13 protein-coding genes are annotated in these 13,339 nt (G+C 64.2%); 11 read left to right on the forward strand and 2 right to left on the reverse strand.

Annotation, left to right across the window (positions count from 1 at the left end; all coding sequences use genetic code 11):
- The first annotated feature begins 70 nt into the window (after positions 1-70).
- The 7 genes from rlmH (at position 71) to MESS2_RS08205 (ending at position 7,872) form a co-directional block, all read left to right on the forward strand.
- Positions 71-553 carry a 23S rRNA (pseudouridine(1915)-N(3))-methyltransferase RlmH gene (rlmH, locus tag MESS2_RS08175; RefSeq protein ID WP_040592511.1) on the forward strand — a complete coding sequence of 161 codons (483 nt, stop codon included), beginning with the start codon at positions 71-73 and terminating at the stop codon, positions 551-553.
- Between the two features lie 130 nt (positions 554-683).
- Entirely contained in the window at positions 684-2,012 is a 1,329-nt protein-coding gene (locus tag MESS2_RS08180) for a murein hydrolase activator EnvC family protein (protein WP_008873707.1), read from the forward strand.
- A gap of 1 nt (position 2,013) precedes the next feature.
- A complete protein-coding gene (locus tag MESS2_RS08185; protein WP_008873708.1) occupies positions 2,014-3,339 on the forward strand; it encodes a S41 family peptidase in 1,326 nt (441 codons plus the stop codon).
- Between the two features lie 233 nt (positions 3,340-3,572).
- Positions 3,573-4,742: a divergent polysaccharide deacetylase family protein gene (locus tag MESS2_RS08190; protein ID WP_040592522.1), complete on the forward strand. Its 1,170-nt coding sequence runs from the start codon at positions 3,573-3,575 to the stop codon at positions 4,740-4,742.
- A 2-nt stretch (positions 4,743-4,744) separates the two neighbouring features.
- A complete protein-coding gene (locus tag MESS2_RS08195) occupies positions 4,745-5,269 on the forward strand; it encodes an RNA pyrophosphohydrolase (protein WP_040592512.1) in 525 nt (174 codons plus the stop codon).
- An 86-nt stretch (positions 5,270-5,355) separates the two neighbouring features.
- Entirely contained in the window at positions 5,356-6,507 is a 1,152-nt protein-coding gene (gene alr / locus MESS2_RS08200) for an alanine racemase (RefSeq protein WP_008873711.1), read from the forward strand.
- A 36-nt stretch (positions 6,508-6,543) separates the two neighbouring features.
- Positions 6,544-7,872 (forward strand): D-amino acid dehydrogenase, encoded by a 1,329-nt coding sequence (locus tag MESS2_RS08205; RefSeq protein WP_341872352.1) that lies wholly within the window; start codon positions 6,544-6,546, stop codon positions 7,870-7,872.
- Between the two features lie 417 nt (positions 7,873-8,289).
- Here the strand turns inward: MESS2_RS08205 and MESS2_RS08210 are convergent, their stop codons facing one another.
- Positions 8,290-9,171, reverse strand: a complete 882-nt coding sequence (locus MESS2_RS08210) for a LysR family transcriptional regulator (RefSeq protein WP_008873713.1) — start codon at positions 9,169-9,171, stop codon at positions 8,290-8,292.
- Between the two features lie 379 nt (positions 9,172-9,550).
- Here MESS2_RS08210 and MESS2_RS08215 point away from each other — a divergent pair, with 379 nt between their 5' ends.
- The 4 genes from MESS2_RS08215 (at position 9,551) to MESS2_RS08230 (ending at position 12,568) form a co-directional block, all read left to right on the forward strand.
- On the forward strand, positions 9,551-11,047 hold the full coding sequence (locus MESS2_RS08215) for a CoA-acylating methylmalonate-semialdehyde dehydrogenase (protein ID WP_008873715.1): 1,497 nt from the start codon (positions 9,551-9,553) through the stop codon (positions 11,045-11,047).
- Between the two features lie 155 nt (positions 11,048-11,202).
- Positions 11,203-11,604, forward strand: coding sequence for a DUF7662 domain-containing protein (locus MESS2_RS08220; protein ID WP_244439911.1), 402 nt, complete (start codon positions 11,203-11,205; stop codon positions 11,602-11,604).
- Positions 11,601-12,017, forward strand: coding sequence for a type II toxin-antitoxin system VapC family toxin (locus tag MESS2_RS08225; RefSeq protein ID WP_008873717.1), 417 nt, complete (start codon positions 11,601-11,603; stop codon positions 12,015-12,017). Before MESS2_RS08220 ends, MESS2_RS08225 begins: the two co-directional genes overlap by 4 nt.
- Before the next feature lie 236 nt (positions 12,018-12,253).
- Positions 12,254-12,568 (forward strand): hypothetical protein, encoded by a 315-nt coding sequence (locus MESS2_RS08230; RefSeq protein ID WP_008873718.1) that lies wholly within the window; start codon positions 12,254-12,256, stop codon positions 12,566-12,568.
- A gap of 76 nt (positions 12,569-12,644) precedes the next feature.
- Here MESS2_RS08230 and MESS2_RS08235 read toward each other — a convergent pair whose 3' ends face one another.
- Entirely contained in the window at positions 12,645-13,331 is a 687-nt protein-coding gene (locus MESS2_RS08235; RefSeq protein ID WP_083918431.1) for a GntR family transcriptional regulator, read from the reverse strand.
- Positions 13,332-13,339: the final 8 nt, after the last annotated feature.

Genomic DNA, 13,339 nt, shown 5'->3' on the forward strand with positions numbered 1-13,339 from the left:
CGGTGCGCACCTTCGGTTCAAGCCCGAGGGCAGGCTTTGGGCGACATGCATTAGCGGCCCTTGAGGTAGGATGAAGATATCAGTTCATGCCGTGGGCCGGATGAAAGCCGGCCCCGAGAAGCAGCTCGCCGACCGCTATTTCGAGCGCTTCGCCAAAAGTGGCCCCGCGGTAGGGCTCGAATTTGCCGGCATTGCCGAGATCGTGGAAGGCCGCGCCCAGACCGCCACCGAGCGGCGGCGCGAGGAAGGCCAGAGGTTGCAGACGTATCTGCTGCCTGGCGCCGCGCTGATGCTGCTCGACGAGCGCGGCAGAAACCTCTCCTCTGACGATTTCGCCGGCCGCATCGGCCTGCTGCGCGATGGTGGGCGCAAGGCACTGGTAATTGCCATCGGCGGCGCCGACGGCCACGACCAGTCGTTGCGCGATCAGGCCGATCTGATGGTGTCATTCGGCGCGCCGACCTGGCCGCACCAATTGGTCCGCGTGATGCTCGGCGAGCAGCTCTACCGGGCGGCCACTATCCTGTCCGGCCATCCCTATCATCGGTCGTGAGCCTGACCGCAAATCGTTGCGAATCACACGGATTTCCGCCCCAATGCACCGTGAGACTGTGCTACGTTGGCAAGCCTATCGAACATGGTTGATTGTTCGTTAACGAAGCCACGCATAGAGTCGGGCTTCAATGTCTGAAATTGGACGGACCAGAGCGAGCATTCTGCGCGGCTGCGGCATTGCGGCGGTGGCATTCGTGCTGTCGCTCAGTGCCGCCAGGGCCGAAAACACGCTCGACATGGCGCCCGATCCGGATCAGAGCCGGGCCGAATACGAACAGGTGTCGAAGGATATCACGCTGTCGTCCGAGCGGCTGGCCAAGCTCGCCGCCGACATAGCGACGATCAAGAAAGACCATGCCTCGATCACCGCGGCGCTGATCCAGTCGGCGATGACCGAGCAGAAGCTCGGTCAGGATATCGAGGACATCGGCGCCAAGCTGGAAGGGCTGAAGGGCGAGGAGCAGAAGATCCGCGCCTCGCTGGCCGCTAGACGCGACGTCCTGGCCGAGGTGCTGGGCGCGCTGCAGCGCATGGGGCTCAATCCGCCGCCGGCGATCCTGGTCAAGCCGGAGGACGCGCTGTCGTCGGTGCGCAGTGCCATCCTGCTCGGCGCGGTGGTGCCGGAATTGCGCCAGCAGACCGAGATCCTGCTGGCCGACCTCAAGGAGCAGTCGCGGGTGACGGCCTCGATCGAGGCCGAGCGGACACGGCTGACGGCGGCGGTCGGCGAGCAGACGGCGGAGAAGAAGCGGCTAAGCATGCTGCTCGAAGCCAAGCAGAAACTCGAGGCCGACACGCAGACCGCGCTGGCCGCCGAAAAGCAGCGATCCCAGGCACTTGCGGCCAAGGCCGGCAGCCTGAAGGAACTGATCGCCTCGCTCGAGGCCGACAAGGAGCGCAAGGCGGCGGACGCGGCCAAGGCCGCCGAGCAGAAGCCGGCGGACGCCGACAAGGTCTCGGCGCAGCCGGAGCTGGCGTCCCTGCCGGTGCCGGAAGCCAACCAGCTTGCCGCCGCCGCGCCGTTTTCGGCGCTCCAGGGGCAGATCGCGCTGCCGGTCATCGGCAAGATCAAGCGACGTTACGGCGCCGATGACGGTAACGGTGCGGTGATGCTCGGCGACATGGTTGCGACACAATCGGGAGCCATCGTCACGGCGCCGGCGGACGGAAATGTGCTTTATGCGGGGCCTTTTCGCTCCTATGGTCAACTCTTGATCCTGAACGCGGGTGACGGCTATCATGTCGTTCTGGCGGGGATGAGCAGAATCAGCGTCGCGTCTGGCCAGTCGGTGCTCGCAGGAGAGCCGGTCGGCGCGATGGGAGAGGCCCGGGTGGCAAGCACCTCGGCCTCGAAGAATGGAAATGCCACGCCGGAGCTCTACGTCGAGTTCCGCAAGGATGGAAAACCCGTCGATCCGACCCCATGGTGGGCGGACCGTTTCTCTGGAAGGACGTGAGATGATGCGGAAACTGTCGCTTCTGTTTGCCGGTGCGCTGATGGGCGCATCCGCGATGAGCCTGGTCTATGGCGCGCCAAGCTCGACGGCGAACGCTGCGGGCTCCGAGACCTACAAGCAACTGGCGATCTTCGGCGACATCTTCGAGCGGGTGCGGGCGCAATATGTGACGCCGCCCGACGACAAGTCGCTGGTCGAGAACGCCATCAACGGCATGCTTACGTCGCTCGACCCGCACTCCTCCTACATGAATTCGGAAGAAGCGCAGGACATGCGCGTGCAGACCAAGGGTGAGTTCGGCGGCCTCGGCATCGAGGTCACCATGGAGAACGACCTGGTCAAGGTGATCACGCCGATCGACGACACGCCTGCCGCCAAGGCGGGTGTGCTGGCCGGCGATTACATTGCCAAGATCGACGGCGACGAGGTTCGCGGCCTGACCCTCAACGACGCGGTTGAGAAGATGCGTGGGCCGGTCAACACGCCGATCAAGCTCACCATCCTGCGCCAGGGCGCCGACAAGCCGATCGAGCTGACGGTGGTGCGCGACATCATCAAGGTCAAGGCGGTCAAGTTCCGGGTCGAGAACGACATCGGCTACATGAAGATCACCTCCTTCACCGAAAAGACCTATGACGACCTCGAGAACGCCATCGACACCATCAAGAAGCAGGTGCCGAACGACAAGCTCAAGGGCTATGTGCTCGATCTCAGGCTCAACCCCGGTGGCCTGCTCGACCAGGCGGTGAGCGTGTCCGACGCCTTCCTCGACCGCGGCGAGATCGTCTCGACGCGCGGCCGCGATCCGAAGGACGTTACCCGCTTCGACGCGCGGCCGGGCGACGACATCGGCGGCAAGCCGCTGATCGTGCTTGTCAATGGCGGCTCGGCCAGTGCGTCCGAAATCGTCGCCGGCGCGCTGCAGGATTTGCGCCGTGCCACGGTGGTCGGAACGCAATCCTTCGGCAAGGGCTCGGTGCAGACCATCATCCCGCTTGGCGAGAACGGCGCGCTGCGCCTGACGACGGCGCTCTATTACACGCCGTCAGGCAAGTCGATCCAGGGCAAGGGCATCACGCCCGACATCAAGGTCGACCAGCCGCTGCCGGCGGAACTGCAGGGCAGGGACCTGACGCGCGGCGAATCGGACCTCAAGGGTCATATCAAGGGCGCTGATGAAGGCACGACCGGTTCGGGCTCGGCAGCCTATGTGCCACCGGAGCCGAAGGACGACCTGCAACTCATCTATGCCGAGCAGCTTCTGCGCGGCGAAAAGACCGATCCGGCGTTCCCGCCGAATCCGGACAAGGCTGTGCTGAACCAGTAAAGGTCGACCGGCCGGGCCCTTTGTTTGGATGCATGTCGTTGTCCCGAAACCGGGACCACTTTTGGGCGACATGCATTGGAGGTCTGGCCGCCTGATCGAAGCAATGCGATGCTGCCGGGGCCGCGAGGTTCCGGCAGTTTGATTCGGGGATTGCGGCAACATTTTTTTGATTGCGCATGATCCTTTCCGAAAAGTGGGCCCCGCTTTTCGGGGTCATGCGCGGGGGATGCGGCTTGGCTGACATCGGCAAGGATATCGAACGCCCGCTCGGACAGGCTATCCGGCCGACACGCGCGGCCAGCAGCAAGATCAGCGGCCCCGCGGTTGCGGCTGCGCTTGTCGTACTGGCGGTGATCGGCGTCTCCGGCGCCATCGCGCTGCGCGAGAAGCCGTTTCGAAAGCCGGAGGTCGTCGCTGTTTCGACGCCGAAGGTGACGGACGCCGCCGCGCCGGCGACCGAGCCAGCGCCGGCGCCGAAAGCGGAAGCAGCGCCCAAGACCGGCGGCCCGCAGATCATCCATGTCGAGACCGAAGAGGGCGATACTCCTCCTAAAGCCGCGATCGTCATCCGTGACCCTTCGGCCATCGGCCAGAACCTGAAAATCGCGCATCTTCCCGACAGGGCGCTGATCGAAGCCAGCGATACCGGCCCGTTGCCGGTCCGCGCCGCCGATGGCAGGCGGCCGTTCGATGTCTATGCGCGGCCGTGGTCCGGGGCGCGCGGCGCACGTGTTGCGATCGTCATCGGCGGGCTCGCCGTGTCGCAGACCGGTACGCAGGCAGCCATCGCCAAGCTGCCGGCGGAGGTGACGCTGGCGTTCGCGCCGCAAGGCAACAGCATCGGCCGCTGGATGCAGGCGGCGCGGCAGGGCGGCCATGAGATCGTCATGCAGGTGCCGCTCGAGCCATTCGACTATCCGAACGTCAATCCCGGCCGCAACACGCTGACGATCACGGCGAGCCCGGACGAGAATTTGAAGAGCCTGCGCTGGGCGCTGTCGCGGACGACCAACTATACCGGCGTGATGAACTATATGGGCGCGCGTTTCTCGGCCGACGCGATGGCGATGGGTCCGTTCATGGCCGAGCTCGGCAAGCGCGGCCTGGCCTATGTCGACGACGGTTCGTCAGCACGCAGCCTCGCCCCCGAACTGGCGCTGAAGGACGGCGTGCCGTTCGTGGCAGGCGATACGGCGATCGACGCCGTGCAGGATCGTGGCGCCATTCTCAAGAAGCTGGACCAACTCGAAGCGACCGCCCGCGCGAAGGGCTCGGCCGTCGGCATCGGCTCGGCCTTCGACATCACGGTCGACACGGTGGCGTCCTGGGTGATCGAGGCCAGGAAGCGCGGTATCGAAATCGTGCCGATTTCGGCAGTGGCGATAGATCCGCAAAAAGGTTGAGCATGGCGAAGGCAAAAAAGAAGATCGACCCCGAGACGCTGCCTTATCGCCCTTGCGTTGGGCTGATGATCCTAAATGCCGAGGGTCTGGTCTGGGTCGGCCACCGTATTGCCGAACCGGACAGCGAATTCGCTGGCACGACTCAGCTCTGGCAAATGCCGCAAGGCGGCATCGACAAGGGCGAGGAGCCGCTGCAGGCGGCGGAGCGCGAACTGTATGAAGAGACCGGCATGCGCTCGGTCTCGCTGCTGGCAGAGGCGCCGCGCTGGATCAATTACGATCTGCCTGCGCATCTGGTCGGCATCGCCTTCAAGGGCCGATATCGCGGTCAGACGCAAAAATGGTTTGCCTTCCGCTTCCATGGCGACGCAAGCGAAGTCCAGATCAATCCGCCGCCGGGCGGCCACACCGCCGAGTTCGACAAATGGGCGTGGCGGCCGATGCAGGAACTGCCCGACCTGGTCGTGCCATTCAAGCGCAAGGTCTATGAGGACGTGGTGGCGGCGTTCCGGCATCTGGTGACGTAGCCGCCTGTGATCTGCCGTGCCGGCCATGGTTGATGCGTCGGCAGCATCGCCTTATTGATGGCCGATCCGCTGCGAGCGAGGTCGGCATGAACGACGTTCGAAAGAAATCCGTTCCGGAAGGGGCCGCTGGCGAAGGCGCCACGGTTAGCGATCCGGCGGCCGGCGCGATCCTGACCATCGATCTCGGTGCGATCCGTGAGAATTACCGGCGGCTGAAGGCACGGCTGGACGGCCCCCGCTGCGCCGGCGTCGTCAAGGCCGATGGCTACGGGCTCGGCGCCGGGCAAGTGGCGGCGGCGCTGGCCAGGGAAGGCTGCGACATATTCTTTGTCGCATTTGTGAGCGAAGGGATCGTCCTGCGCCGCGTGCTGGGTTCTGTGCCCGCCATCCATGTGCTGAACGGCGTAGCGCCCGGCGCGGAAGGCGAAGCGGAGGCGGCTAGGCTCACCGCCGTCATCAACAGTGTGGAGCAGCTGGCGGCTTGGCGCGCGGCGGCGCGGCGCGCCGGTAGGAAATTGCCCGCGGCGATCCAGGTCGACAGCGGCATGGCGCGGCTCGGCATGGCGGCGGTGGAAGTGGAGGCCATCGCGGGCGATCCGCAGGCTTTCGATGGTATCGACATGACCTTGGTGATGAGCCATCTGGCTTGCGCCGATGAACCCGCGCATCCGGCCAATGAGCAGCAGCGGCTGGAATTCGAGCGGCTGCGTAAAAAGCTGCCGAAGGCGCCGGCTTCGCTTGCCAACTCCTCCGGGATCTTTCTTGAACCGCGCTTTCACTATGACCTCGCTCGTCCAGGTGCTGCGCTCTACGGCATCAATCCGACGCCGGCCGAGCCGAACCCGATGCTGCCAGTAGTGCGATTGCAGGCCAAGGTCATCCAGACGCGAATGCTGGAGGCGGGTGCCGGTGTCGGCTACGGCCATAGTTTCCATACGCCGGCTCCGCTGGCTGCCGCGACGATCTCATTCGGCTATGCCGACGGCTGGCATCGACGTGCCGCCTCGGCCGCCTGGTTCGAAGGCGTGCGGCTGCCTTTCCTCGGACGCGTGTCGATGGATTCGATCATCCTCGACATTTCGGCGCTGCCGCCCGGCAGACTGAAGGCGGGCAATCTGGTCGAACTGATCGGGCCATCGCGGACGGTGGACCAGGCGGCCGGCCATGCCGGCACCATCGGCTACGAAATCCTGACCAGTCTCGGCCATCGCTTCCACCGGCGCTACCTGAACGGCTAAAGCGCGACACGCGGCCCCCTTGGCGGGCGCTGTAAAATCCGGCAGACAGAACATGATGATGGCCCGCGCCTCAAACCCGGACAGAATGTCGTTGCGGAGAGTTATGCGATGAAGATCTTCGTGCTGGGCGGTGGCGTGATCGGGGTCACCACTGCCTATTTCCTGGCCGAGGCCGGCCATCAGGTGACGGTGATCGACCGCCAGAAAGGTCCAGCGCTCGAAACCAGCTTCGCCAATGCCGGCGAGATCTCGCCGGGCTACGCCTCGCCATGGGCCGGGCCTGGCGTTCCGCTGAAGGCGATCAAGTGGCTCTTGATGAAGCATGGCCCGCTGGTGGTGCGGCCGACGCTGGACCCGCATATGTGGATATGGCTGGTCAAGATGCTGCGCAACTGCACCACCGAGCGCTATGCGCTGAACAAGGCGCGTATGGTACCGCTGGCGGAGTACAGCCGCGATACGCTGAAGGCGCTGCGCGAGGCGACCGGCATCGCCTATGACGAGCGCGCCAAGGGGACGCTGCAGCTGTTCCGCACGCAACAGCAGCTCGACGGCACATCAGGCGATGTCGAAGTGCTGAAGAGCTATGGCGTCTCCTACGAGATCCTCGATCCCGACGGCTGCATCGCGGCCGAGCCGGGGCTGGCGGGGGTGCGCGAAAAGTTCGTCGGCGGCCTGCGGTTGCCGGGCGACGAAACCGGCGACTGCAAGATGTTCACCGACCGCATGGCCGAGCTCTGCGTGGCGCGCGGCGTCACCTTCGAATACGACGTATCGATCAGGCGCATCATCAGGAACCGCAACCGCATCGCCAACATCAGCACAAGCAAGGGCTGGAGAGCCGCCGATGCCTATGTGATGGCGATGGGCAGCTATTCGGCCGGGTTCATGCGCCAGCTGAAGCGGCCGATCCCGGTCTATCCGGTCAAGGGCTATTCGATCACCGTGCCGATCAAGGATGCCGCCGTCGCGCCGGTGTCGACGGTGATGGACGAAACCTACAAGGTGGCGATCACCAGGCTTGGCGACCGCATCAGGGTCGGTGGCACGGCGGAGATTTCCGGCTTCGACCTCGAACTGCATGAATCGCGGCGCCGCACCCTCGAACACTCGGTCGGCGATCTTTTTCCAGGCAGCGGCGACATGCGAGCGGCGACCTTCTGGTGCGGGCTGCGGCCGATGACGCCCGACGGGCCGCCGCTGATCGGCCGCACCGAATTCTCCAACCTCTATCTCAACACCGGCCACGGCACGCTCGGCTGGACGATGGCCTGCGGCTCGGCCAAGGTGCTGGCCGACATCATCTCCAGCCGCGTGCCGGACATCGATGTCCGGGATCTCGGACCGGAACGATACGTGAAGTAGAGCCTGGGCAGTGGTCCAGAGCTTTCCGAGGCTGGCGGGACAGCACCCCCTCTGTCCTGCCGGACATCTCCCCCGCAAGGGGGGAGATCGGATGTCACCTTGGTTTTCGCCAACGCCGAAGACGAAAGGCGATGGACGCGCCATTGCATAGCGGACGGATCTGGGCAGCTCCGCTTCCGGCACCTTCGTCCATGAGTTGGCGCAGGCGGAAAGCGCCAGCAAGAGGATCGCAAGAACGGCTCGCATGTCTACCCGCGCCAGCTTTCCCCAGAAATGCCCTGTCCGGCGCGGCGGCACAAACAAGGCGTCGGCAACAGCGCATCGCCACACTCGCCGACTTTGTGGCGAGGAAAAGGTTCGGTTGCTCTTGATGCATGTCGTTGTCCCAAAACTGGTTCCCCTTACGGGCGGCATGCATCACGCAAACAATCCCCGTTCTTTTTCCACTGCCTTGGTGATGAAGCTGGCGACAAGCTGGACGCGGCGAAGCGGCCTGACCGATTCGTGATAGACCAGCCAGTAGGCACGGCGGATGGGCGCGACGATGTCGACGGGCACCAGTTCCGGCATTGAGCGGGCGATGAAGGTGTGCAGGATGCCGATGCCGGCGCCGGAACGCACAGCCTCGGCCTGGCCGAGCGCGGAGGAAATGGCGAAGCTGGTGCGCCATGCCGCGCTGAATTCGGCGGCATAGTCGAGCGAGGGGCTGACGATGAGGTCCGGCACATAGCCGATCAGGCTGTGCCGGCCGAGCTCGGCAGGCGTCTGCGGCAAGCCATGCGCTTCGGCATAGGCCTTGGACGCGAACAGGCCGAGCGTGTAGTCGACCAGCTTTCCCGCCACCAGCCTGCCTTCCGTCGGCCGCTCCACGGTGATGGCGATGTCGGCTTCGCGCCTGGACAGCGAGAAGGAGCGCGGCACCGGCACCAACTGGATGGTGAGTTCGCGGTGCAGGGCCGTCAGCGCGCCGAGACGCCCGGCCAGGAAAGCGACTCCGAAACCGTCCGGCGCGCCGATGCGCACGGTGCCCGAGACGTCGTCGCCTTCGCCGGCAACCGTGGAGCGCGCGGCGATCATGTCGCCCTCCATGCGCTCGGCGATGTCGAGGAAGCGCTCGCCCGCCGGCGTCAGCTCGCTGCCGGTGGTGAGCCGGCGAAAGAGTTTCGTCCGGAGCGCTTCCTCGAGCGCGGCGATGCGGCGCGAGACGGTGGCGTGGTTGAGCTCCAGGCGCCTGGCCGCGCCAAGGATCTGGCCGGCTCGCGCCACGGCGAGAAAGATGCGGACGTCATCCCAGTTCATGAGGATGGTCCGGGCAATGACGGTTACGGCAGCGCTCTACGGCGCCCCCCTCTGTCCTGCCGGACATCTCCCCCTCAAGGGGGGAGATTGGCAATTTCGCCGCTGGCATTTCTTCTACTGTAGTGAAGGTTTGCGAAGGCGGGCGTGACAGCCGATCTCCCCCCTTGAGGGGGAGATGTCCGGCAGGACAGAGGGGGGCGGTGAAGGAACTCAATTTCTCAATCCTTAGGCAGGGGCCCGCGCACCTACCATTTGCGAGGATTGATGCGCAGTCGTCAATCGCTATCTATTTTCCGCACAACGGTTGCGTTCTGGCTCGCGTTGCCATCGTGCGCACAAAGGCGGACAATGGTTCATCACAAATCCAGGGAGAGAAACCATGATCGAGTACGGTCATTTCATTGGCGGCAAGCGTGTCGCCGGGACCAGCGGCCGCAAGCAGGATGTCATGCAGCCGATGGACGGCTCGGTGCGCGGCACGGTGGCGCTGGCTTCGCAGGCTGAGCTGCGCGCGGCGGTCGCCAATGCCAAGGAAGCGCAGCCCAAATGGGCGGCGACCAATCCGCAGCGGCGCGTGCGCGTGCTGATGAAGTTCCTTGAACTGGTCGCCAGGGACTATGACGAACTGGCCGACATCCTGGCGCGCGAACATGGCAAGACCATCGCCGACGCCAAGGGCGATATCCAGCGCGGCCTCGAAGTGGTCGAGGTCTGCATCGGCGCGCCGCATATGATGAAGGGCGAATTCACCGACGGCGCCGGCCCCGGCATCGACGTCTATTCGATGCGCCAGCCGCTCGGCGTAGTTGCCGGCATCACGCCGTTCAATTTTCCGGCGATGATCCCGCTGTGGAAGATCGCGCCGGCGATCGCTTGCGGCAACGCCTTCATCCTGAAGCCGTCGGAGCGCGATCCGGGCGTACCGATGCGCATTGCCGAACTGTTCATCGAGGCCGGCCTGCCGGCGGGTATCCTCAACGTCGTCAATGGCGACAAGGACGTGGTCGACGCCATCCTCGACGATCCTGATATCAAGGCCATCGGCTTTGTCGGCTCGACACCGATCGCCCACTATATTTATTCGCGCGGTACCGCGTCGGGCAAGCGCGTGCAGTGCTTCGGCGGCGCCAAGAACCACATGATCATCATGCCCGACGCCGACATGGACCAGGCCGTCGACGCGCTGATCGGCGCCGGCTACGGCTCGGCCGGCGAGCGCTGCATGGCGATCTCGGTCGCCGTCCCGGTCGGCAATGACACCGCCAACCGGCTGATGGAAAAGCTGATCCCGCGCGTCGAAAGCCTGAAGGTCGGTCCGTCGACGGATTCGTCGGCCGACTTCGGTCCGCTGGTGACGGCGCAGGCGCTGGAGCGGGTCAAGGGCTATGTCGACACCGGCGTCAAGGAAGGCGCCAAGCTGGTGGTCGACGGTCGCGGCTTCTCGATGCAGGGCTACGAGAAGGGCTATTACATGGGCGGCTGCCTGTTCGACAACGTGACCGCCGATATGCGCATCTACAAGGAGGAGATCTTTGGGCCGGTGCTCTCGGTGGTGCGTGCACCGACCTACGAGAATGCGATCAAGCTCGCGAACGACCATGAGATGGGCAATGGCGTCGCCATCTTCACCCGCGATGGCGATGCGGCGCGCGACTTCGCCTCGCGGGTGCAGGTCGGCATGGTGGGCGTCAATGTGCCGATCCCGGTGCCGATCGCCTATTACACCTTCGGCGGCTGGAAGGCGTCTTCCTTCGGCGACCTCAACCAGCACGGCCCGGACGCGTTCCGCTTCTACACCAAAACCAAGACGGTGACCTCGCGCTGGCCGTCCGGCGTCAAGGACGGCGCAGAGTTCGTCATTCCGACGATGAACTAGCCGGACGATTTCATGGTTGCGCGTCCTCGCCGCCTGGCGACGGTCGAACAATGAAGAGGGCGGGGCATTGGCTCCGCCCTCTTCATTTGCGCTCAGATTTCACTTGTCTTGTTGGGTGAATGGAATATACTAAGGATATCCTACTGAAGGAAAGGATGCCCTCCGTGACAAAGTATGCTCCGATTTCTGATTTCCTGCAGAGGCAGGCTCTGGATGAGTTAAGTCTCGATTTTGAGAAAATAGAAGAAATTTTGGGCGCGCCGCTTCCCCGAAGCGCCTACGACTATCAGGCTTGGTGGGCGAACGATCTCAGTCATAGCCAAGGCAAATCATGGCTCGACGCCGGATGGAAGACGGAAAACCTCAACCTAACCGGTCGTAGCGTCACGTTCACTCGCGTTTCGGAAGCAACGCAGATCGTGCTGGCTACTCCGCCAACGGCCCCACTTTCTCTTGACCCATGGGGCGCCCTCGCAGGCACTGTGACTATTCACGATGAAAATGCACTGACGTCTCCGGCTGAAGAAATTTGGGACGCCGAAGACGGTGACGCATGAACTCCAACCCGTTGCTTCTCGATACGTGCGCGGTGATCTGGTTGTTCAACAGGTCGCCGCTCGCTGAAAGCTCGCGGACAGCCATTGCGGAGGCTGCTACGGCAGGTCAGCTCTATATCTCACCGTTTTCCGGCTGGGAAATCGGAATGCTGGTCCGCAAGAGAAAGATCGCTCTTACCATGCCGCCAGCACTATGGTTCTCCAAAGTCGTGGATCATCCCGCAATTACCTTGGCGAGTCTGCATCACGACATCCTGATCGAGTCCTCTTTCCTTCCCGCCGACCCTCCCGGCGATCCCGCCGACCGGATTGTCGTGGCGACGGCCCGCCAGTTCGGCTTGACGATTGTTACGCGCGACAGGCCTATTCTCGACTACGCGGAGCTAGGCCATGTAGCCGCTCTCGGTTGCTGAGCGCGAGGCTTCATTTTTCTCAGCAGGTTCGAAACGGGTCTGCCGCTTGTTATTTGCTCCTGCCGACACCATATATGGAACATAGCGGGAACATCCGCTGGATGGCAGACCGGAACACGGAAAGGAGCGACGCGATGATGACGTCGGAACCGGCCTGGACCGCTCCGGCAAAATGAGGCCGTCAGGCACCTCACTCTTGGGCTTCTCCCTTGCCGGAACGGCAAAGGAGGTGCCCTATGGCACGCAAATCTCTGTTGGGTTGGGTGAAAGCCCTGATTCTTGCCGGCGCCTTGGCGGCGGGTACGAACGCGGCCGGCGCCCAGAACCAATTCTGCGTCGAGCATGGCCAGCTTGTCGCCCAACTGAGCGAGAAGTATCAGGAAAGACAGTTTGCTTTCGGGCTGATCGGTCAGGTGGCGATCATGGAAGTCTTTGTCGCAGAGACGGGAAGCTGGACCATCGCCGTCACCGATGTCGCCGGCAGAAGCTGCATCATCGCTGCCGGCGACAATTGGGAAAGCCTGGTGGCCCCAGTCGGTCATGACGCATGACGGCGGAACGCATGAGCGAATTTGGCGGAATGGGCGGCGCAGAAGCAGCCAGTCGAAGGCTCGCTCGAATCGTGATCTAGCGCGTGGCGGCAGCCTCGGCGTGGCCGCGCAGCAGTGTCATCAGCCGCTTGGCGTCCTTGACGGCGGTCTCCTCGTCGCCGGCGAGGATCGAGCGGATCAGCGCGACATGGTGCTCGGCCGATTCGGCGAGACCGGTGTCGGCCTTGTAGCGGAACCAGAAGCGGCGGCTGTGGGTCTGCAAGGGCGCCGCCAGCCGGGCGGCGAAGGGGTTGTCGGCGGCCAGCGCAAGTGCTTCGTCGAGCGCCTTGTCGGCCTGGATGAAAGCCAGCACATTGCCTGAGATCACCGCCCTCTGCATGGCGAGCGCGGCGTCGTGAAACAGGTCGGCGGCCTCGCGGGTGACGAAGCGGGCGGCCGAGCGGGCCAGGACCACCTCGACGCCGCGGCGGGCATCGAGGACGCGCAGCCAGTCGCCGGGATGAAGCGGGGCGATGGCGATGCCGGCCCGCGGGCGGACATCGAGCAGGCCTTCCCAGGCCAGCCGCTGGATCGCCTCGCGCACCGGCGTGCGGCCAAGCCCGAGCCTGTCAATCAGCGCGCCCTCGGTCACGAAGCTTGCCGGCGCCAGTTCGAGCGTCACGATCATATGCTCGAGCGCGCGGTAGGCTTTCGCTGCGGCCGGCTCCGAGCTTGAATTCTCATATACCAATGCGCGTCTCCTGATATATTTTTGATATATCATAGCAGATT

It is taken from the genome of Mesorhizobium metallidurans STM 2683, assembly GCF_000350085.1.
GTDB lineage: Bacteria > Pseudomonadota > Alphaproteobacteria > Rhizobiales > Rhizobiaceae > Mesorhizobium > Mesorhizobium metallidurans.